Source organism: Prevotella sp. HUN102, assembly GCF_000688375.1.
GTDB lineage: Bacteria > Bacteroidota > Bacteroidia > Bacteroidales > Bacteroidaceae > Prevotella.
The window spans coordinates 2,269,674-2,287,764 of the sequence record NZ_JIAF01000004.1 but is presented as its reverse complement, the minus strand read 5'-3'; the positions used below and the strand labels follow the sequence as shown (position 1 = coordinate 2,287,764).

The following is an 18,091-nucleotide window of genomic DNA, read 5'->3' as shown; positions in this document are numbered from 1 at the left end:
TACACACTTTCTCTCCCAGTTTTTACTCAATATAATGTACATTTATGTACAATCTTAATATTCTCATAATGACATCGCATAAGCTATTTAGGTATATATTTATCTAACATTCCTGCATCTTTGCACATTTTCAAAGCCTCCAAAAAGTAAAATGGTGCATTTTTAATAGCAACCTCTCCACTTGTGCCAGTACGCCACATTTCAGCCTGCCAATCTTCCTGTGTCATAGAGGTGGATATGTCATACTGTTGTAATACTTTGTTTATCTCTGCGCAACACTCGTAATCCTCGTTTACTTGGAAAACATTACGCACACAAATCAAGATGTAGCCTCCATAATCAAGCAGTATCTTTTCAAATGTACTCATAGCATTTCCAGTTTATACAAATAAACTCCTTTGCACCAGTGGCAAAATACACCTCCTTGCCTCTGCGCAAAAATTCTTCTTAATCTCAAAGCCGTATGCCCTCCTGCCTAAATTAGCAGCAGCTAATAGTGTTGTACCACTACCAGCACAAGGGTCTATTACCACATCGCCTACATCTGTAAACAGCTCAATTATACGCTCCAATAGCTTTACAGGCTTTTGTGTTGGGTGTATATGTGGTGTGTACGTATCTCGTTGATATTCGAAGCAATTAAACACCATAGAGCCGTTATTGTTGAATTTAGGAAGTTTATCCCTGTATAGCAATAATCCGTACTCACAGTTGCCTACTACACGCATATTGGCTTTTAGCACTTGTGCAGAAAAGTTTTTGCGAAAAACAAGATTTATATACTTGTTTAGCCCATATTCCTTTGCCTTTTGAATAAGCTCAAATTGCTGTTCAAATTCACAAAACACCAGCATACAGGGACTTTTGCCTCTTTCCTTTGGCTCTTTGATGAGCATCTTGCTACAAAAGTGTAGAAACTCTGTAATGCGAAAATCCTTGTCCGTATCAAAGAACTCTCTGCTTGCCAGCTCACTCTCCCCATTGCTGTTATCGCCTCCTACATACCATTTAGGATTTGAGCCATAAGCATCTTTGCCCACGTTGTATGGTATATCGGCAATAATAAGCTGTGCTTTTGGTATGCCATACGTTTTGTAGTTTTGGAAATGGTCGTTATATAACTCAATATCTTTCATTTGTACGCTGTTTCAAGTACAGCCTCCACGCAAATTTATTACGCTTTACGGTGTAAGCTGTGTTATACTGGTTTGTGTATGCCTCACGCTCAAAGGATATGCTCCTGTATGCCTTATGCCATTTGCGGTAATAGAGGAGCTTTACAATAAACTCTAATACATACAGTAGGTAAAATCCAATGTACAATAGCTCTTTCTCCTGCTCATAGTGTATGCACTCGTGGTTGTAATCCACAGAGGTAAAAGCAACCTTTGCATCTTTTCTTACAAATATCCATTTTAGAACGGTAATTGCCTTGTAGCCCTTGAAAGGAAACCATTTGCAAAATACTATCTTCATACTTGCACCTCCTTTACCCAGCTATTTTGTGATACTTTTTTGTAGCCTTTAAGCCTCATTACCTCATCACGTGTGCTATCCAAAATCTCATTCACACGCTTATAGCAAAGCCCAATGTATGCAGTGGCAAGGTTGCTCCAAACATCTATGATTGGCTTCCAGTATGGGAAAACCTTTTCTATTTTGCGCAAATCGTTCAAATCTAACTTTGCAAACCTATATAGGTCATAGCAGCGTGAAAAATCATCTACATCGTAGGGTATATCATAGCTCACATTTGGGTCTATCTCTACCTGCATTAAAGCCGACCACATTGTTTTTGAGGAAATACCCACGTGGTGGGTGGCTATCCATTGTATCATTTTTTGGCTATCCATAACATATTACCTTTTTGATTGTTTGTTTTCAAATTGTGGTATCTCGCACCAGTGAGAGATATTTAAGAAATTATCATAAGTTCTAAAACCTAATCTTCCATCTTTATATCTCATACCTAAATTAAGACCACCCTCTCTACTTCGTACAAGCACAAATCTTTCTTCTGGCATATCAACTTCTCGTATATCGTGCCACTGGTTAGCCAACGCATATTCTGCACCAACTCTATTTCCTCCTCTGAAAGATATGGTTTAACTACATCTGTGTACTCTTTTGTTGCCTGTTCTATTGTTTTATTCATTGCTATTCTCCTTTTGAAGTAATTTCTCTCGGAGCATTTCATTCTCATACTCCAACTCGTCAATATATGCTTTAAGCTCCCCAACCTCTTGCCTGCTGTATTTGAGTAGGATATGCGTTGGTATCTTTTCCAATCCGTGTACAGGGTTAGCTCTATTTATAGCTTTATTGCTCCTACTGTTATTACTCATTGTTTTCCGTTTTATAGTATGCCAGCTTAACAACATCATACATTTGCCCTATAACAGCAAAAATATGTATTCCGCCAGCAGTACTGCTTGTTACTTTTATTGCCTCCTTGTTTAAGCCATCTATACTGCACCTGTCGTTTGCTGTGTCGCTCTCAAAATACTTTTTCAAGCACTCCACCAGTTCGCAATAAAAAGACTCTCCAAAGGCTTGTATTAGCTTATCTTTGTTCCTTAATGCAAACCTCATAAATTATCAGCCTTTATGTGTGGTAACAGCTTTGGCATACCCCCTTGCTCTGTTTCCTTTGGTTTGTAACGCCTTGCTTCCTCTTCGTGCCATTCCTCTGTTTTGAGCCAATGTAAACAGGGGCGTTTTTGTGGCATTGTGATTGCAGCTATCAATCCCAACATTTCATCGAAACTTAAATCTCCTGTACGCTTTTCATTGTAAAGCACATCAAAACACCCATTTTCAAGCTGCCTAATTGTTATGTCTCCTTTTCCCATTTCTTTTAATCCAATTTATATGGTTTTCTACTCGACTAACAGCCTCTTTATCAGTCTTAATTTTATTACACTGCCTGTTGTAGCGTTTCTTTCTGCGCACAACCCAGCATAGATTATCTACACTCAAATGCTCATAATTACCATCAATGCAGGTAGCCTTATATCCTGCTGGCATCTTACCAACAAAATGTTCCAGTACAAGTTTTGCAACAACTACAAGGTGATACTCATCGTTCTTACGGAGTGTTACCCTCCTCATACCATAGCCTTTTACAATACGGAGTATCTCGGTATGTCCGCACTTGCGCACTTTCCCCATATTGCTAACCTCATAGCCTGTGTAGCCTTCTACTGGCTTCCATATTTCTTGCTCCATAACTTGTTAGTATCTAAAATCAGTAAATTGCAATATCACACCCTCAAATGTGTTGGACTTTTGGAAGAACCAATTAACCCATTGCTCATAACTCAAGCCATCGTTGCGTGCTATATGTTCTATATCGCCTAAATATTCCTTGCCATCAATCCAAATTTGAGGTACTGCATCTTTACTGCCATAACAAGCCTCCATTTGCTGCACACCCAGCTTATCCAGTTTTGCAACTTCAACCTGTCGGCTATTGTATGGTTTGCCCTCCCATACTCTGATGCTTAACTCCATTTCTCCTGCATTGATTTTTTCAGCCTTTTTTGCCCAGTAGTCATAGTTCCCTCTTATGGTGTGGAGCTTTGTACCTGCTTTGATTTTATCTACAAACCCAGTAGGCTCTCCAGCGCAACTATGCCCTGTCATAAATTGCTTACTCAACATTAAAACTGCTGTTTTTTTCTTGCTCATATTATTTTGTTTTTACGTTAATTATATACACGCTTTCTGTGCATAAAAACCCCTTACCCCTGCGTACACTCTAACATCTTATTGTAGTGTCTATCACTAATGGTTTCACGCATTGCCAGTATTTTGCGTATGCGTTGTAAATCCTCCATTGTTAGTTCTTTTTCTTCGGCATTCTCATTATCTGTATCTCTGTAAATGTTATGCTTGCTAATGTATGCCTCTAAAAAAGTTTGCTTCATATTCTCCAGCTCTTGCGTAAAGTTATCTTTGTGCCACTCAAACATATTGGATAGCTCTGCATATTGCAGGGCTGTAAGCTCTATGCCTATTCTATTCCTGCCAATTTGCCGATAAGACATACTGCCAACATTCATAACCTTTGCGTAACACTGCATAAACAGTGTTTGCATTGCCTTGCTCCTCCCTGTTTCAAAGGTGTACCAGCGTTTTGCTTGTGTATCTAAAATATCATCAAGCCTTATGTTATATTGCTGGCAAATACGCTCTATGGCTTGTTGAGCTGCATACGCCTCTCCTTTATAGCCTCTCTCTGCCAGTGCTTGCAGCTTTAAGAGTTTTTGTTTTATACCATCATACTGCTTACTATTGCCTTTGTTGCTCATATTACACTTGTTTTGGTTGTACTTAAAATCTTATTTGCTGTTTTCAGCCGATTTAAGGCATTTTCTTTCCTGCTTCTATAACTTGTACTATATTACAGGCGAAACGCTGTTGTCAGGGCTGAAAAGTGCCAAAAACGGCTATCTCCTGCTATTCCCTGCCATCTCAATTACATTGTAGGTCTTAAATCTGTCTATCAAACGCCCAAAACCATCGTGAAACTCACTTTTAAGCTGCTCAATGGTTAAGTTGGTAGTGAGATGCCCATATTTACCATACTGTACCCATATCTCATTGCGAGCGTGTAGAAACTCATTGGTAAGCAATTTCGTGTCCATACCAAAGTACGTTTTACTCTCCACGCCTATATCATTTAGGCAAATGTTTACAGGCTCTGCCTTAAATCCCTTGTTGCTCTCCTCATTGTAGGTGTAGCGGTCAAGGTTGTTGTGTATGGTGTAGTAATTTACCATTTGCGTTACAGATAGGTTTTGAAATGCTTTCGGGTTGTTGGTGTACCTCAAATACTCTGCAAATATTTGCATAATGAGAGTTTTCCCTGTACCAACATTGCCGTGTATGAGTAGGTTCTTGTGCAGCTTGTACCGCTTATTGGGGAAAACCTGCTCTGCAAGCTGGCAATCGTTAAAGTAATAGAGTAGGAAACGGAGTAGCTCCTTGTTTCGCTCATCAATTACAAGCTTTCTCCTTTGCGGTTCAAGTACGATAGAGTTTGCTATTGTTAGGAGTATCTTGGCGTGCTGGTTAAAAACCTCCTCATTGCTCAAATCCTCGTAGTGTACCCTTGAGTTTCTGTAATCGTTTTGTATACGCCTCCAAATTTCGTTTATCCTTTGAGGTTCCATATTCCTTGCTGTTAGTAATCAACCCCTCCAAAGTCGCCTCCATATTCGTTGGCTGCTGGGGCTGTTGGTTGTACTTGTGTTACCTGCTGCTCATCTTCGGGGTATTCCATTTCCCACCTGCTTTGATTAATCCACGTTTGCAACATTGCCCATTGAGGTACAAATTCTCCAGCAGCTTTAGCTATCTTTCGGTGTTGCTCCTCTCTCTCCAATGCTGGCATTAGTAATGGCACTATGTCTTTCCAGTCTTTGGGGTGTTTCTTTTTGAGATTATCAAGTTCGGTGGTAAGTCCACGTTTTTTCCCTTTATAGGCTTTGCGGAATTCATCAAAAATTTGTTCGCTCTCTTTTTTTATTATTTTTTTCTCTTCTATATTATTATCTATAATATTATTAGAAGATAATATATTATTATATTCTTGAATGTTGCCCTTTTGTTTGCCCTTTTGTTTGCCCATTGTTTGCCCATTAACAGAGTTGCACTCTTGTAATGTACCTGTTTCACAATGGTTTACGTTTGCCCTTTGTTTGCCCATTTCTTGAATATCGGTTTGCCCTTTTGTTTGCCCATTGTTTGCCCTTTTGTTTGCCCCATCTTCTTTATCATTACTCATAATCTCCATATTATCAGTGTTTTCAGTTTGCCCTTTGTTTGCCGTTTCGTTTGCCATTGGCTGATAAATTGTATAATTTGAGATAGTGATAATGCTATATTTTTTGCAGCTCTCAACACTAATTTCCCCAGTAGAAACAAGACGCTCCAACCGTGTACGCAATGCCTTAATGGTTATACCTGTTGCCTTGCTTAAACTTGCAACACTTGTGATGAGTTGCCCTGCTTTCAGCGTAACCCCTCTGTACTTCCACCCCTCATCACTGTTAGCCATAAGGAGTAAATGTACGAATAAGGCAACCATAGCAGGCTCATCTGACCACTCCCAATCAAGTATTTGCCTGTGTAGCTTTATCCAACCTTTATTAGTCATTGCTGTTTTTGCCGTTTTTCACGCCCTCTGTCGCATTTTCTATGCAACAGAGGTACGTGTTATTGATTAAGAATTTTCAACGCCTGTGTCGGCTTGAAATTTGTAAACATCCATTAGTGCTGTTTCTTTTATGGAGAGAGCATTATAATCAACCATAGTTGTACTCATGCCAGCCTCCAGCTTTTTCATAGCATCACGCAAATTGGCTGCTTGCACGAGTACACGGCTATTACTTCGCTTCTCATTGCCACTACGCTCATCAAGCGTAATAAACTCCAATTTACACTCAAACCATTTATCTGCTGTTTCTTCGGTGCTTTCAAATATCTCGGAGTAGCGTACACGTTTAATATCGCTTACCTCAAACTCCCCTGCCATATACGGTGTAATCTCTTTGGTAATGCGTGTTTCAGCTTCTGTAAAGCTCAAAGCATCTACCAAATATGGCTCTGTAACTTTCTTTACTGTACCATTTTCTTGCGTTTTCTCATAACGCACTTTGCATTCAAACCAGCTATTCATACTTAATCCTCATTAACTTCTATTCCATAACATCTAAAAATCAAACTCTCGAATTGCTCTGCTACATATAGAGCTTTTTCCTCGCTTGTTAGGCACAAGGGGAAACCCCAAATCGCAAACGTAAACGCACCTCGATTATCCGCAAGCGCACAGCGAACACCCGCAACCTCCGAAAAGTACGCAAAAGCAGAGGAGAGGAGTTTAATACCTTTTTCTTTGCGTTTTGTCTCTCCCATTTCCTCTATCTCTCCTTTGGTGTAGAAATAATATACAGGAAACCATGTTGTACCGTTTTTATCATACTTTTGTCCGTTGTTTATAGCATCGCAAATGGTTATGAGCCTGTACACTGCATCTGCCTGTTGCATTGCTTTCTTATTAAAGGAGTTGCAATCATCTATATTAAACACCTCCTTACTACCATCAAGTCCTAAATGCTTGCAGGCATCTTTGTAGGTTTTAATACTACGGAAATCAAACTTAAAAACATCTTCACCGAAAAGGTGCATCAAAGTTTCTTTTGTTTCCTCACTGCTTTTGTTGTAGCAGGCAATAACATTTTCTTTGTTAATTCTTAACTCTTCCATTTTTTACTATTTTCTTTGTTTGTAATTCTTTTAATGCAATTTTCAACAGCCTTATTTTGTTTTGCAACCGTAGGCTTGGAGCTGGTAGCTCTTTAAGTTGGCTTATGCGAACCTCCAGCACCTCCTCTATAAGTTTTGCATTACTCTCTTTTATGTATCTCATAGCGGTATGGTGTCTATATCCAACACAAGCCCAGCATTTGCTGCAACTACTTTCTTGCCTAATACTGCCTTGCATTCTGCAACAAATCGCCTCTCATCACTGTTGCCATCGCTAAGGTGTATGAGTACAATATTTCGCACACTATGCAAGTCGCTGCTTTTAAGCATAGCAATAGTGTTACTCAACTCAAAATGACTTGTTAGTAGTCTGTTACGCATTGCCTGTGGTACTCTACCAGCAAGTATATTTTCTATTAAAATATCATCTGCATAGTTAGCCTCTATCAAATAGTGGTTTACGTTTGCAAATCTGTATTGGCAGGCGTATGTATCGGTTAAAAACACTATCTTACCACACTCGCTATGCTCTATAACAAAACCAACACAAGGAACATCGTGCATAACCTCAAAAGGTAGAATCTTAAAGCCTCCCATTTTATAGCCTTTGCCCAGTTCTATACGCTGGCAATTTCTTGTTATTCCTTTTGCTTTCAGAACCTCCTCCAGTGCTAACACCCTAACACCAGCTTTGGCATACTCGGAGGCATAACCTGCGTGGTCGTTATGCTGGTGGGTACATAGGCAGCCCACCAGTTTTGAGAGCTTGAAATCTATTGCCTTTTTAGCCTCAATGAGCTTTACACCAGCCTCTATAACCAGTGCCTCATTATTACCATCAAGCACATAGCCGTTTCCCTTTGATGAACTGCCTAACACTTTTAATTGCATTGCATATTCTTTTTAGAGTGGGCATTTTTTTGCAGGTTGAGCCTCTGCCTCTACACTCTCTGCTGCTGGCATATCTTGTGCCTTGGCGACCTCTCCCGTATCGGATTGTACCTTTTCACCGCTGGGGAGTTCAACGTACTCTGCTGGCTCAACAGTTGGCTCAATGGTCTTTGTTGAGCTTGTGTTGGCTAATGTTCGCTCACTTGCAGCTGCATCGGGTGCTAACTCCTCATCTTCTGCGCTACCTAAAGCTACCTTGCAAGCACGGCTGATAACAGTTTTCTTGCACATTTGGTCAGTAAACTTGGTGTGCGCACCACTGTTACCTCTTGCTGCTCCTTGTTGCCACGAGTTACGTATCATAGCCATTGTCATAATTTCCAAATGCTTGCTACCATCTTTGTTGATAACCACAGCATAAGCACCTGTAATCTTGTCAATGTTGATATTTTCCATTTTAGTTGTGTGTTTAACCAGTTGGTATAAGCCGTTTTCATCAACGGTGTACACAAACTCATCACCCTCATACACAACCTGTGCATTTACCGTAGCAATCTCTGTATCACGTTTTGCGCGCATAAACTTGCCTCTGTAATCCTCCCAAAAAGAGAGCTGGTTGCCAGTTACGATAAAGTAGCATTGCTTTTTTGCCACGCTTAAACCCTTTATTATCATTTCAAGAAAGCAGTTACAAATACTCTCTTTGGTGCAAACATCAACTGCTGGGCGGTCGTTCCTATCCTTTACTGTTTGCAAGTACAACCATGCTAAGCGAACAGCATTACCAGCATGGTAATTTTGTGGTAAAACCAATTCGCCTGTCTCCTGCATAGCGTTTACTCTGTCAAGTACGTTGTTTGCAGTTTCCTCTTGGAAACGTTTAAGTGCTACTGCATTGCTTGATACAGCCACTTGTGTTGGCTGCTGTACAGCCTGTTCTTTACTCTGTGTCATAACTCTATTTTTAATCGTTATTATTATGTATTGTTACCAGTTGTTTATCACGGCTCACAATTAGTTGTATGCACTGGCTTTGCATTGGCATAACATCGTTAATGCTTTCTGCGTTATCTATAAAGCAAGGAGCATACACATTGTTAAAATTGCATATAGCATTGATAATATCAATACCAGCGTTAATGCGGTCTGCATTGTTCAAATCGCTATAAGGTACACCTTTAACTGTGCATTCGCACATAGGTTTCAATGCTCCATTTAGGCGGTGGTCAAACATCGTGAATTGTACAAAACTAAACAATGAGTTCACACGCTGTTCCAATACCTCAATGTTAGCTTTTACCAATTCCTCTGCTGTGTACTCTTGGCGTTCCAGCTCTGCAAGTTGCTCATTGAGTTTATTTTCTTGCCCCTCAAGCTCTGCAATGCGCTTGTGTTTGTTGGCAATTATCGTTCGTATGTTGAGCTTATCACGCAAGGCATCACGTTTTTTGCGCAATTCCTCTTTGTCTTTTTTAAGGCTCTCACTCATTTTAGAGGCTTCCTGTGCAGCATCAGTATCGGGCTTGTTTAACTCCTGTGTGCGTGCCTCTACCTCTTCACGCAAAGCCTTTAACTCTGCATCTTTTTCTATGCGTTCGGCTGCTGTCAGCACTGTAACAGCTTTTGCTTTTTCAAGTTCCCGTCTAAGCTCATTTTCGCTCTGCTGAAGCTCCATCTGCTTTGCATCAGCCTCCTCTATTCTTTCATTGAACTTTTTTGTGCGTTGTTTGATACCAGCAGCCTCTTGCTCCATTGCCTCTAATTTGCTTGCTTTTTTAATGTTAAATGCTCGCTCCATATCGGCTAACATTACATCTACCTTTCCTTGCTCATATCTGCGCAAGCAGGTAGGGCAAACAAACTCATCTTCATTAGCTACAAAGTAAGAGTTATCCAGCTCTTGCCAACGGTTTCTAAAATTCTCTGTTTCACTCTCAATAGCCTTTAACTGGGCTTGCGCTTTTTCTTTGCAATCCTTTTCCTGTTCAATTTGGTTGTGGAGGTTACGCAACTTGCTTTCTAAATTGCTAATTGTATTTTGGCGTTCATTTGTTTCTGCATTGAAATCTTTACGGTGCTTAAACTCAATGGTATCTGCCTTTTCTCTCAAATCATTTACTGCTTTGCGCTCATTCCTGCGTGTGTTATACTCGCTATCAATAACCTTGCTGCGGTCTGCAATCTCCTCATCTATGCGTTCAATAGCTTGTTCAGTGCTGGCTATATCTTTCTCCAGCTCCACCCAGTTACAACCCTCATCGGTGAGTGCTGCAATTTCGTTTCTCTGCTCGCTAATGCGTACGGGTATTCTATCAAGTTCCTCCTTAACCTCTTTTCTCTTGTAGCTAAGATGCTGCAAAAACGTAACGAGTTCTTCTCCATCAATTTCTTTCAGTAATTGAGTAAAAGCCTCGTTGCCATCAGCAATGCTCTCCAAACTAACCTCTCCAACCATTTTTGTTAGCAAGGCACGCTGTTTATCATCGGGTAAGCTCGTAAAATAATTAGGGTTAGTAATGCACACAAATAGGCTTTCAGTACAGATGCTATCAATGTATGCTTTGTAGTCTTTCTCTGTGTACTTATCGCCATTAACAAAGTAGTTAGTGGTGTGTCCTGTTAGCTTTCGCTCCTCTTGTTGGCGTGGTTTAGTCCACTTTTCAACGTACACACGTTTGAGTACAACCTCTTTACCATCAACAAACAAAGCGACCTCAACCTCGTGCGATAATTCGGGTAATACGTTGCCTTTTTCATCTTTGGTCTTAATTCCAAACTCGCTTTTACCCTCGCTGTTTTTGCCAAACAAACACCAGCGGAAAGCATCGGCTATTGTGGTCTTGCCAGTTTTGTTAGCTCCCAGCACTTGTGTTACTGTTGGGCTAAACTCAATCTTTCTCTCTCCCAGCACACCCTTAAAATTGCGCATAGTGAGCATTTGAATTTGTATAACCATATTGTAAAAATTAAAGTAATGTGTCTTTGAAAATATCTTGCCTTACGGCTTCTTCTGTTGCCAGCACTTGTAACATCTCTGTTTTGCTGTAATAGAGTGGGCTATTTGTACTTTTCCCCTCTCTTACAGGGTGTAGCTTACCCTCTTGTACCATTCTCTTTACCCATGCTTCACCGTGTGTAAATTCCCCACCGTGCTGGGTATCTCTTTTTCGGAAAAACTCATACGCTTTACGCTGTGTAAGTTTATCGCTTGCAGGTTCAAGTTGTTTTATAGCTTGCGCTGCTCCACACTCTGCAACACTCTCTAAAAAAGAGCGTATTTTATATGCTTCATTTTCCATTCTCTTCCTCCTTTTCTAATGGAGAGTGCATACATCTATATTGGTATGCAACTACTACTACCCCCAGTATAATTGCTATAAGTAATCTAATAAAGGCAACCATACTGTAATCGTCATCTTTTATGCAGGTAAGTAGAAACATAATTACCATTCCTGCCATACATTTAGCAGTTTCTTTTCCTGTAAGCTCTCTTTCCATACTATCCAAATAATTTATTGTCGTTCGCGTATTTGTTAAACTCCCCCATACTATGCACACCCAGTTTTAAGAATGCAGCCTTTCTATGGTTTGCAACCGTGTTAATGCTGATAAACAGTGCCTCTGCAATCTCATCATCTTTTCGCCCATCATAACACATACGCATTACCTCCAGTTGTCGCTCACTTAGTGAACTGTTAAATTTTGGCTGGCAAAGTATATGGTCAAATTTGCATTCTCCACGCATAGGGCAACTTACAAACTCAAAATTAAAATACCATTCTGCATCAATGTCTATGGTGTTATCAAATACTCCAAAGTTGCATTTTATAAACCTACGTGCAGCAAGGAAATCACGATAAGGCTTGTTATCTACGCTCTTACTGTATATATCCATTAAGCAACTGTAAGCTGCTGGGTAATACTCTCGGAGTGTATAGAGGAGGGGCTGTATAATATCTGTATCTTTTTCTGTTAATAGCCTCTCTGCCTTGCCTACCTCCCTAAGAGTAATATCACCCTCTGGAGTAATATAAAACTCTACTGGCTTCATACTTTCTGTGGGAATAAAATGTCAGTATCAACCCCTAAATGTTCGCTAATTATTTTTTGCTTTAAGGCATCGGGGCGTTGAACACCTTGTATCCACATTCTAACTGTTTGTTGGCTACAACAGCATAAGGCTGCTATATCCTCAACGAATGCCTGTTTGGGGGCTTTAGCTTGGCGTGGCAAGCTGTGATAAATCTCGGAAAAAGCAATACTGGCATAGCCCCCAGCAGTTATTTTTTTGCAAAATCCGTTCTGTTTACTTGTTAATACACCCATTTTTGCTTATTTTTGTACCGTTAATTGGTTATAACGATGCAAAGATAAATCTTTTTGGTCGTATCGCCAAAGCGAAATACGACTTTTTTTGTCGTAAATTTTAGTGATTTTATATAAGTAACTATGACACAGGCAGATAATGTAGGTAAAAAAATTAAGGACTACTTCAAGGAAAAAGGTATTACTCAAGTAGTGGCTGCTGAAATGCTTGGCTCAACACAGCAAGTAGTTGGTAGGCTGCTAAATGGCAAACCTTTTGGAAAACGAACAGCAGCTAATTGGAGTAAGGTTTTTGGCTTTAATGCAGCGTGGCTAACCACTGGGTATGGAGCTATGTTTGAAGCGGATATGGAAGATGCAGAAGGTACGACTAAAAAAGTTGTATTTGAGGGGTCGGAAATTGTGGCTAATGAAATCCTTAAACTCATTAGTGAGGGTAAATTATACCCAGCAAGCGTTGTTAGGGAAAAAGATGAGTTGTTGTATAAAAAAGATTTGGAGATACAAAAACTCAATAGAGAGATTGGGGCGTTAAGAAGCCAGCTGCAACAGGATTTTAGTTCAACTTTTAATGAAAAAACAGGAGCTGCCGTATAATTCCTCTCAAACCAAAGTATTAGCACAGTATGGGAATAATCGAAAAATATATAAATGAGGCATTATTAAAGGCTGAAATTGCTATTGATAATGCTGTTATAGATGGCAAGCCTGTTGAAGAGCTTGTAAGTATTAAAAGCTGCCTATTAGAGGCAAAAAAATCCCTGTATTATGCCAACACAAAAGAGTGAAAACATTTCTACAGGGATAAAGAGGCGTTTCTATGAGGCATTTAATGTGCTTTTAGATACCAAAGTAATAAGAGGTCGCCAAACTTATTGCAGGCAGTATGATATTGATAAGAGGTTGTTTTATGCTCAAGAAAAAGAATTAGAGCGCAAGCTGCTTAAGCTGTACTGGCTTGTTCCTCTTGTAGAGGTATATAATGTAAGTGCAAGGTGGCTGCTTACTGGGAAAGGACGTATGATGGCTGCTAAGAAAGTGGAGGAGTAAAACACACAAGTTCAAGCAATGTTTGGTTTGCTTCATCTTGCTTACCGTAATCCCTATCTATGTATATATCTGTTATACGCATTTGCTCGTCCACGTGGTTTAATGCCTCATGTATGGTAGCTTTATCTATCCCTGCTTTATTCCTTGCCAATGTTGCCCACGTATGCCTTGCTGCGTAAAACTCTAAATCAGCTATGCTTACCTCGTGCATAGCACCTATTTTTTTTAGCCCTTTATTTATATTGGCATTAAAGGTGTGAGAATCAGAATAACGTTGATAAAAGTTGAATACCCTTTTGCCTGTTTTGTCTCTGTATTTTTCCAGCAGTGGCATTACGCAAGGCTCAACCTTTACGCTGATAGTTGCGTGGTCGGCTCTCCTGTTGCGTGTCTTGGTACGTTGGTATATTATACGGTTGCCCTCTATTTGTGTGCAGTTGTACAAATCTACACTGTTCATACCTATAAGCCCAAAGGAGAGCAAAAACATATCCCTTGCCAGCGTAACCCTACTATCCTTTGTTTTACCATCGGGTACTTGCATTATAGCTTGTAATTGCTCTATTGTTATACTCCTTTTGCGTGTGAGTGGTTGGCGTGGAACGTGGAAACGCTTAAATGGGCTTAAAGGTATGCGTATAACTCCTGCATCTTCATCGTTGTATATATCCTTAGCCTTGTTATGTAATATCCGTATGTTACCCAAATACAAGGAGGGCGCACGCTCTCCCTTTTTTCTTCCTTTGCGTGCAGGCATATCGTTTTTTATCCATAGATAGAAATCAGTGAGGAACTGCACCGTAATTTCATTTATATACAAGTGTTCTCTTTTGAGCCAGCGTACTAATGCGTTTATTGTACACTCGTAACTCTTTGCTGTACCTATTCTCCCAGCCTTTATGTACTCATCAATAACTTGTCTGCCAAACTCTATAAAGTCAAGGTTAAATACAGAGTGTGTCCGCTCGTAATTGCTTATATACTCCACAACCTCTGCCACTCCCATGCAACTTGCTTTTGCTGTTGGGATAGTAGCTGTTATCTCTTGGTATTGGGTTATCTCCTTTTTTAGCAAATCATTTACTTTGGCTGATTTTATTTTCAGCCCTCGTGTCAGTTCCTCTTTGGTTACAAATATATTTGTAGCAATGTGTCTGCGTTGCCTGTTGTGCGTAACACGTATTTTTACATTGTACGTGCCATCTACTTTTTTGTGGTGGGCATATACCACAGCCTTAAATGTTGTACTCATAATCTTGCAGGTAAATTGTGGCACATTTGAACCACATTTTACCGCAAAAGTAGAGGAAAAGCCTTAAAAGTGCGGAAACAATAAAAGCCAACTTTTGAAAGTTGGCTTTTTAGGAGTACACTTGTAGGGAATCGAACCCTAATCTGAAGAACCGGAATCTTCTATTCTATCCATTGAACTACAAGTGCTTACGAGTTTTTTGTATCTTCGCTTTGCACGATTATCGAACTTGGCATTTTTGCCTATTATAGCTTGGCAGCCTTTTTGTAACTCAAGCACCGGAATCTGACGCTCTATTCAGCTAAGCTACGGAGCCAAAAGCGTATGCAAAGGTAATGTAAAGTTTGGAAAGTGCAAAATAAATAGATTGTAAAAAGCCAAAATTGCTTGCAGACGTGTGAAGAATGCAGGCAGTTTTGGCTCTAAAATGATTTTATGTATCGTAAAATTGGTTTTCTTATACCAAATCCAAGCTCAACTTTTCAATGAGTCTGGCGATGCTTGCATTTTCCTTTTGCAGTTTCTCCAGTTCTTGTCTCGGTGTCAGGATAGGCTTTATCTCCTCTTGTTTGGCAAGCCGGAAACTTACTGCTATGTTTCCGTTGTGGAGATACTTCGTCAAAGTGGCGTGAATGCGTCCCTTGAATGCCTGCATTTCCTCAAGAAGAATGTTGTTTTCGGCAAGTACCTCCACGTTCGGAAATTCGGTAATCCGAGGGCTGAGGTGCTTCATTCGCTGCGCCAGACCAACGTTTGCCTTACCTATTCGGTTGCACATTGCACGCCATTCCACGATTAGGTCCTGTTGCGAGAACTGTTGGTTTTCGTCCTTATTGGTGATTTCCACCTTGTCTTCCTCCACCACTTCGGCCTTGCCCTCGTTTCGGAGATTCCTGAACGACATTCCGATAGAGCCGAGGTTTATTTTCGGCATTGTCGCCGACGGGGCTGTTTTGGCAGCCACGGATTCATTGAGCTGCACGGAAACGTGGGTGGAAGAAGCCGGCTCTGTCTGCTGTGGAGCAACAGGTTCTGCCGATTTCCTTTCCGTCTGTGCAGCCTTTGCACGGCTCCCCCCGGTTACCTGCTGAACCGGTTTAGGCTGAGCCTTAATAATAAGATGCTTAAACAGGGATTTCAAACGCTTAGGGCTGCGCCCCGAGGCGGGCGTTTCGTCGTCCTTCTGCGTGATCTGTGCCACCAGAATGAGCGTGATTTCCACCAAAAGCCTCTTATTGGAGCTTTGTCTGTATTCTACGTCGCAACGGTTCATAATCTGCAACGACTGGTAAAGGAAAGGCGTCGGGCACTTCTGGGCTTGCTCCTGATACTGGCGTTTCTGCTGCTCGCTCACTTCAAGCAGGGGAAGTGTCTGTGGATCCTTTGCCATCAGGACGTTTCTCACGTGCGATGCAAGTCCGTTGATAAGGTGGCCGCCGTCGAATCCCTTGTTGATAATATTGTTCAGGAGCACCATAATCTCGCTCACTTTGTTCTCCATTGCGAGGTCTACAATCTTGAAATAGTTTTCCTCATCGAGCACATTGAGGTCTTCGATGACCTTCTGGTAAGTGATGTTTCCCTGCGAGAAACTTGCAGCCTGATCGAAAATGGAAAGCGCATCGCGCATACCTCCGTCGGCCTTTTCGGCAATGATGTTCAGTGCCTGCTCCTCAAACTGTATGCCTTCTTTCTCTGCAACGGCTTTCAGATGGTTGATAATGTTCGGCACCGTCATTCTTTCGAAGTCGTAAATCTGGCAGCGCGAAAGAATGGTTGGCAGAATCTTGTGCTTCTCCGTTGTGGCAAGAATGAATATAACGTGTGCTGGCGGCTCTTCCAGCGTCTTGAGAAAAGCGTTGAAAGCAGCCGTGGAGAGCATGTGAACCTCGTCGATGATGAAAACCTTGTAACGTCCCACCTGTGGAGGAATGCGAGTCTGGTCCATCAGGGTCTTGATGTTTTCAACCGAATTGTTGCTTGCCGCATCCAGTTCAAAGATATTGTAGCTTCTTCCCTCGTTGAAAGCCTGACAGCTTTCGCATTCGTTGCAGGCTTCTCCCTCAGCGTTGGGATTGGTACAGTTGATAGTCTTTGCAAAGATACGCGCACAAGTGGTCTTTCCTACGCCCCGAGGGCCGCAGAAGAGATAGGCGTGGGCGAGTTTCCCGCTCTTTACGGCATTCTTCAGCGTGGTGGTCAATGCCTGTTGTCCCACCACGGAGTCGAAGGTCATAGGTCGGTATTTACGCGCCGAAACGATATATTCGTCCATAGTTTGATTCTGATAGTTTTTGCAAAGGTAGTAAAAAGTTGAAAAATTATGGCTCAGAGACCACCGATAAAATGTTAATTAGCTAAAATTCTCATTTGCGTTGTCTCACTATTCAGAATCTTTTAGTTACTTTTGCATAGAGATAGCAGGGGGAATGGATGTTGTTGCAGAATGATTTCTGTTTCTCTCTGAAAGTCAAAATAAAAAGGTAATTAATAACGTGAGCAAGTTTACTGGACATATTTATAATTTTCTCAGCCGTTTCAAGTATCCGATAACGATTTTTGTCGGTATACTGATGGTGGGTGTTCTCGGTGAGAACAGCCTGATGAAGCGTTTAGGGTATGCCTATCAGATTGAAGACCTGAAGGAAGAAATACAGGAATATGAAGCCAATTATCAGCGTGCTACCGAGCAACTGAAAGAGTTGAAGCGCAATCCTGATGCTATTGCAAAGATTGCTCGCGAACGTTATTTTATGAAGGCAGACGATGAGGATATATTCGTATTGAGCGATGACGAACAGCCTGCCGGAAATACATCTGAAAATGAGACTGTTGAGTAGATTAGAGAGTTTGTTGTTTTTGTTGGGAGGCATAATGATGGTGGCAGGAGCAGGTCTCTATGTCTTTTTCTTCCAACGTGGGATTGTGAGTTGGGTAATGCTGGTCGGTGCAGTCTTGTTTGCAGCGATGCAGATTCGCCAGAAATATCTCGGTCAGAGCCTTACGATACGCCGTCTCCGAAAGATAATGGTGCTTGCGAATGTGTGCTTTGTCATTGCAGGATTGCTGATGGTGGAATCCGAACACGGTCTTCTGCAGCCCTATTTCGTGAAAGACATCAGCAGTCAGCTCACATATATTCGCGTGTTTCAGAACAACTGGGTGGTAGCAATGCTTATCGGTGCCGTATTGGAGGTGTATTCAACCCACCGTATCGACCACGAATTGAAGAAAGAAGACAAGCATTAAGCGAAAAAACGCTAAAAAGCAGCTTATAGTTTTAAATTGAATGAAAAACTT

Annotated in this window: 29 protein-coding genes and 1 tRNA gene; 5 read left to right on the top strand and 25 right to left on the bottom strand. The window is 41.0% G+C overall.

All coding sequences use genetic code 11. The features are described 5' to 3' along the window. Positions 1–83: 83 nt before the first annotated feature. The 22 genes from P150_RS16660 to P150_RS0115215 all read right to left on the bottom strand — a co-directional run bounded on the left by P150_RS16660 (position 84) and on the right by P150_RS0115215 (position 12,489). A complete protein-coding gene (locus tag P150_RS16660) occupies positions 84–368 on the bottom strand; it encodes a hypothetical protein (RefSeq protein WP_051617655.1) in 285 nt (94 codons plus the stop codon). Positions 369–380: 12 nt separating this feature from the next. Further along, positions 381–1,136 (bottom strand): site-specific DNA-methyltransferase, encoded by a 756-nt coding sequence (locus tag P150_RS0115320; protein WP_028898470.1) that lies wholly within the window; start codon positions 1,134–1,136, stop codon positions 381–383. Further along, positions 1,123–1,476, bottom strand: a complete 354-nt coding sequence (locus P150_RS0115315; protein ID WP_028898469.1) for a hypothetical protein — start codon at positions 1,474–1,476, stop codon at positions 1,123–1,125. Before P150_RS0115315 ends, P150_RS0115320 begins: the two co-directional genes overlap by 14 nt. Then, entirely contained in the window at positions 1,473–1,853 is a 381-nt protein-coding gene (locus tag P150_RS0115310) for a hypothetical protein (RefSeq protein WP_028898468.1), read from the bottom strand. Before P150_RS0115310 ends, P150_RS0115315 begins: the two co-directional genes overlap by 4 nt. Positions 1,854–2,147: 294 nt before the next feature. Further along, entirely contained in the window at positions 2,148–2,345 is a 198-nt protein-coding gene (locus tag P150_RS0115300) for a hypothetical protein (RefSeq protein ID WP_028898466.1), read from the bottom strand. Then, positions 2,338–2,592: a hypothetical protein gene (locus tag P150_RS0115295; RefSeq protein WP_028898465.1), complete on the bottom strand. Its 255-nt coding sequence runs from the start codon at positions 2,590–2,592 to the stop codon at positions 2,338–2,340. The genes P150_RS0115300 and P150_RS0115295 overlap by 8 nt, the downstream gene beginning before the upstream one ends. Next, complete coding sequence (locus P150_RS0115290; RefSeq protein ID WP_028898464.1) at positions 2,589–2,852, bottom strand: hypothetical protein; 264 nt, start codon at positions 2,850–2,852, stop codon at positions 2,589–2,591. Before P150_RS0115290 ends, P150_RS0115295 begins: the two co-directional genes overlap by 4 nt. Next, positions 2,827–3,228 carry an NUMOD4 domain-containing protein gene (locus P150_RS16655; RefSeq protein WP_036932252.1) on the bottom strand — a complete coding sequence of 134 codons (402 nt, stop codon included), beginning with the start codon at positions 3,226–3,228 and terminating at the stop codon, positions 2,827–2,829. The genes P150_RS0115290 and P150_RS16655 overlap by 26 nt, the downstream gene beginning before the upstream one ends. A 6-nt stretch (positions 3,229–3,234) precedes the next feature. Then, a complete protein-coding gene (locus P150_RS0115280) occupies positions 3,235–3,690 on the bottom strand; it encodes a hypothetical protein (RefSeq protein WP_028898463.1) in 456 nt (151 codons plus the stop codon). A 53-nt stretch (positions 3,691–3,743) separates the two neighbouring features. Then, positions 3,744–4,313 (bottom strand): hypothetical protein, encoded by a 570-nt coding sequence (locus tag P150_RS0115275; RefSeq protein WP_028898462.1) that lies wholly within the window; start codon positions 4,311–4,313, stop codon positions 3,744–3,746. 138 nt (positions 4,314–4,451) lie between these two features. Continuing rightward, the gene (locus P150_RS0115270) at positions 4,452–5,177 is read right to left on the bottom strand and encodes a hypothetical protein (protein WP_231477621.1); all 726 of its coding nucleotides are present in this window, start codon (positions 5,175–5,177) and stop codon (positions 4,452–4,454) included. A gap of 11 nt (positions 5,178–5,188) precedes the next feature. Then, entirely contained in the window at positions 5,189–6,163 is a 975-nt protein-coding gene (locus P150_RS16965; RefSeq protein WP_028898460.1) for a hypothetical protein, read from the bottom strand. Between the two features lie 66 nt (positions 6,164–6,229). Then, positions 6,230–6,685, bottom strand: coding sequence for a DUF4494 domain-containing protein (locus tag P150_RS0115260; RefSeq protein ID WP_028898459.1), 456 nt, complete (start codon positions 6,683–6,685; stop codon positions 6,230–6,232). Between the two features lie 2 nt (positions 6,686–6,687). After that, positions 6,688–7,272 carry a hypothetical protein gene (locus P150_RS0115255; protein ID WP_028898458.1) on the bottom strand — a complete coding sequence of 195 codons (585 nt, stop codon included), beginning with the start codon at positions 7,270–7,272 and terminating at the stop codon, positions 6,688–6,690. Next, a complete protein-coding gene (locus P150_RS0115250; RefSeq protein WP_028898457.1) occupies positions 7,253–7,435 on the bottom strand; it encodes a hypothetical protein in 183 nt (60 codons plus the stop codon). The genes P150_RS0115255 and P150_RS0115250 overlap by 20 nt, the downstream gene beginning before the upstream one ends. Next, entirely contained in the window at positions 7,432–8,163 is a 732-nt protein-coding gene (locus tag P150_RS0115245) for an MBL fold metallo-hydrolase (RefSeq protein ID WP_028898456.1), read from the bottom strand. Before P150_RS0115245 ends, P150_RS0115250 begins: the two co-directional genes overlap by 4 nt. A gap of 12 nt (positions 8,164–8,175) precedes the next feature. Beyond that, positions 8,176–9,117: a RecT family recombinase gene (locus P150_RS16645; protein ID WP_051617654.1), complete on the bottom strand. Its 942-nt coding sequence runs from the start codon at positions 9,115–9,117 to the stop codon at positions 8,176–8,178. Between the two features lie 10 nt (positions 9,118–9,127). Further along, complete coding sequence (locus P150_RS0115235) at positions 9,128–11,119, bottom strand: AAA family ATPase (RefSeq protein WP_028898455.1); 1,992 nt, start codon at positions 11,117–11,119, stop codon at positions 9,128–9,130. A 10-nt stretch (positions 11,120–11,129) separates the two neighbouring features. Further along, a complete protein-coding gene (locus P150_RS0115230; protein WP_028898454.1) occupies positions 11,130–11,462 on the bottom strand; it encodes a hypothetical protein in 333 nt (110 codons plus the stop codon). Next, the gene (locus P150_RS0115225) at positions 11,452–11,661 is read right to left on the bottom strand and encodes a hypothetical protein (protein WP_028898453.1); all 210 of its coding nucleotides are present in this window, start codon (positions 11,659–11,661) and stop codon (positions 11,452–11,454) included. The genes P150_RS0115230 and P150_RS0115225 overlap by 11 nt, the downstream gene beginning before the upstream one ends. A 1-nt stretch (position 11,662) precedes the next feature. Further along, positions 11,663–12,214: a response regulator transcription factor gene (locus tag P150_RS0115220; RefSeq protein WP_028898452.1), complete on the bottom strand. Its 552-nt coding sequence runs from the start codon at positions 12,212–12,214 to the stop codon at positions 11,663–11,665. Then, positions 12,211–12,489: a helix-turn-helix transcriptional regulator gene (locus tag P150_RS0115215; RefSeq protein ID WP_051617653.1), complete on the bottom strand. Its 279-nt coding sequence runs from the start codon at positions 12,487–12,489 to the stop codon at positions 12,211–12,213. The genes P150_RS0115220 and P150_RS0115215 overlap by 4 nt, the downstream gene beginning before the upstream one ends. Positions 12,490–12,612: 123 nt before the next feature. Here P150_RS0115215 and P150_RS0115210 point away from each other — a divergent pair, with 123 nt between their 5' ends. From P150_RS0115210 to P150_RS0115200, 3 genes are read left to right on the top strand one after another with little or no spacing between them, the layout of a single operon-like run. Beyond that, on the top strand, positions 12,613–13,086 hold the full coding sequence (locus P150_RS0115210; protein ID WP_028898450.1) for a helix-turn-helix transcriptional regulator: 474 nt from the start codon (positions 12,613–12,615) through the stop codon (positions 13,084–13,086). Between the two features lie 29 nt (positions 13,087–13,115). After that, positions 13,116–13,277 carry a hypothetical protein gene (locus P150_RS17750; protein ID WP_155953033.1) on the top strand — a complete coding sequence of 54 codons (162 nt, stop codon included), beginning with the start codon at positions 13,116–13,118 and terminating at the stop codon, positions 13,275–13,277. After that, entirely contained in the window at positions 13,258–13,539 is a 282-nt protein-coding gene (locus tag P150_RS0115200; protein WP_051617652.1) for a hypothetical protein, read from the top strand. Before P150_RS17750 ends, P150_RS0115200 begins: the two co-directional genes overlap by 20 nt. Here P150_RS0115200 and P150_RS0115195 read toward each other — a convergent pair. The 3 genes from P150_RS0115195 to P150_RS0115185 all read right to left on the bottom strand — a co-directional run bounded on the left by P150_RS0115195 (position 13,520) and on the right by P150_RS0115185 (position 17,066). Next, a complete protein-coding gene (locus P150_RS0115195) occupies positions 13,520–14,791 on the bottom strand; it encodes a site-specific integrase (RefSeq protein WP_028898448.1) in 1,272 nt (423 codons plus the stop codon). The genes P150_RS0115200 and P150_RS0115195 overlap by 20 nt on opposite strands. Before the next feature lie 116 nt (positions 14,792–14,907). Beyond that, positions 14,908–14,979 (bottom strand) — tRNA-Arg (locus P150_RS0115190). A gap of 269 nt (positions 14,980–15,248) precedes the next feature. Continuing rightward, positions 15,249–17,066 carry a DNA polymerase III subunit gamma/tau gene (locus tag P150_RS0115185; RefSeq protein WP_028898447.1) on the bottom strand — a complete coding sequence of 606 codons (1,818 nt, stop codon included), beginning with the start codon at positions 17,064–17,066 and terminating at the stop codon, positions 15,249–15,251. 220 nt (positions 17,067–17,286) lie between these two features. Here P150_RS0115185 and P150_RS0115180 point away from each other — a divergent pair, with 220 nt between their 5' ends. Then, positions 17,287–17,631: a septum formation initiator family protein gene (locus tag P150_RS0115180; RefSeq protein ID WP_028898446.1), complete on the top strand. Its 345-nt coding sequence runs from the start codon at positions 17,287–17,289 to the stop codon at positions 17,629–17,631. Further along, positions 17,615–18,040: a hypothetical protein gene (locus P150_RS0115175; RefSeq protein ID WP_028898445.1), complete on the top strand. Its 426-nt coding sequence runs from the start codon at positions 17,615–17,617 to the stop codon at positions 18,038–18,040. The genes P150_RS0115180 and P150_RS0115175 overlap by 17 nt, the downstream gene beginning before the upstream one ends. The last annotated feature ends 51 nt before the right edge of the window (positions 18,041–18,091 follow it).

Bases quoted from the DNA above. Each gene is read 5' to 3' on its own strand.
- P150_RS0115215 (WP_051617653.1), bottom strand. From the start codon at position 12,489: ATGGGTGTATTAACAAGTAAACAGAACGGATTTTGCAAAAAAATAACT.
- P150_RS16645 (WP_051617654.1), bottom strand. From the start codon at position 9,117: ATGACACAGAGTAAAGAACAGGCTGTACAGCAGCCAACACAAGTGGCT.
- P150_RS0115320 (WP_028898470.1), bottom strand. From the start codon at position 1,136: ATGAAAGATATTGAGTTATATAACGACCATTTCCAAAACTACAAAACG.
- P150_RS0115175 (WP_028898445.1), top strand. From the start codon at position 17,615: ATGAGACTGTTGAGTAGATTAGAGAGTTTGTTGTTTTTGTTGGGAGGC.
- P150_RS0115280 (WP_028898463.1), bottom strand. From the start codon at position 3,690: ATGAGCAAGAAAAAAACAGCAGTTTTAATGTTGAGTAAGCAATTTATG.
- P150_RS0115275 (WP_028898462.1), bottom strand. From the start codon at position 4,313: ATGAGCAACAAAGGCAATAGTAAGCAGTATGATGGTATAAAACAAAAA.
- P150_RS0115270 (WP_231477621.1), bottom strand. From the start codon at position 5,177: ATGGAACCTCAAAGGATAAACGAAATTTGGAGGCGTATACAAAACGAT.
- P150_RS0115220 (WP_028898452.1), bottom strand. From the start codon at position 12,214: ATGAAGCCAGTAGAGTTTTATATTACTCCAGAGGGTGATATTACTCTT.
- P150_RS0115315 (WP_028898469.1), bottom strand. From the start codon at position 1,476: ATGAAGATAGTATTTTGCAAATGGTTTCCTTTCAAGGGCTACAAGGCA.
- P150_RS0115185 (WP_028898447.1), bottom strand. From the start codon at position 17,066: ATGGACGAATATATCGTTTCGGCGCGTAAATACCGACCTATGACCTTC.
- P150_RS0115310 (WP_028898468.1), bottom strand. From the start codon at position 1,853: ATGGATAGCCAAAAAATGATACAATGGATAGCCACCCACCACGTGGGT.
- P150_RS16660 (WP_051617655.1), bottom strand. From the start codon at position 368: ATGAGTACATTTGAAAAGATACTGCTTGATTATGGAGGCTACATCTTG.
- P150_RS0115230 (WP_028898454.1), bottom strand. From the start codon at position 11,462: ATGGAAAATGAAGCATATAAAATACGCTCTTTTTTAGAGAGTGTTGCA.
- P150_RS0115290 (WP_028898464.1), bottom strand. From the start codon at position 2,852: ATGGGAAAAGGAGACATAACAATTAGGCAGCTTGAAAATGGGTGTTTT.
- P150_RS0115245 (WP_028898456.1), bottom strand. From the start codon at position 8,163: ATGCAATTAAAAGTGTTAGGCAGTTCATCAAAGGGAAACGGCTATGTG.
- P150_RS16655 (WP_036932252.1), bottom strand. From the start codon at position 3,228: ATGGAGCAAGAAATATGGAAGCCAGTAGAAGGCTACACAGGCTATGAG.
- P150_RS0115210 (WP_028898450.1), top strand. From the start codon at position 12,613: ATGACACAGGCAGATAATGTAGGTAAAAAAATTAAGGACTACTTCAAG.
- P150_RS0115195 (WP_028898448.1), bottom strand. From the start codon at position 14,791: ATGAGTACAACATTTAAGGCTGTGGTATATGCCCACCACAAAAAAGTA.
- P150_RS17750 (WP_155953033.1), top strand. From the start codon at position 13,116: ATGGGAATAATCGAAAAATATATAAATGAGGCATTATTAAAGGCTGAA.
- P150_RS0115260 (WP_028898459.1), bottom strand. From the start codon at position 6,685: ATGAATAGCTGGTTTGAATGCAAAGTGCGTTATGAGAAAACGCAAGAA.
- P150_RS0115225 (WP_028898453.1), bottom strand. From the start codon at position 11,661: ATGGAAAGAGAGCTTACAGGAAAAGAAACTGCTAAATGTATGGCAGGA.
- P150_RS0115250 (WP_028898457.1), bottom strand. From the start codon at position 7,435: ATGAGATACATAAAAGAGAGTAATGCAAAACTTATAGAGGAGGTGCTG.
- P150_RS0115300 (WP_028898466.1), bottom strand. From the start codon at position 2,345: ATGAGTAATAACAGTAGGAGCAATAAAGCTATAAATAGAGCTAACCCT.
- P150_RS0115255 (WP_028898458.1), bottom strand. From the start codon at position 7,272: ATGGAAGAGTTAAGAATTAACAAAGAAAATGTTATTGCCTGCTACAAC.
- P150_RS0115235 (WP_028898455.1), bottom strand. From the start codon at position 11,119: ATGGTTATACAAATTCAAATGCTCACTATGCGCAATTTTAAGGGTGTG.
- P150_RS0115200 (WP_051617652.1), top strand. From the start codon at position 13,258: ATGCCAACACAAAAGAGTGAAAACATTTCTACAGGGATAAAGAGGCGT.
- P150_RS16965 (WP_028898460.1), bottom strand. From the start codon at position 6,163: ATGACTAATAAAGGTTGGATAAAGCTACACAGGCAAATACTTGATTGG.
- P150_RS0115295 (WP_028898465.1), bottom strand. From the start codon at position 2,592: ATGAGGTTTGCATTAAGGAACAAAGATAAGCTAATACAAGCCTTTGGA.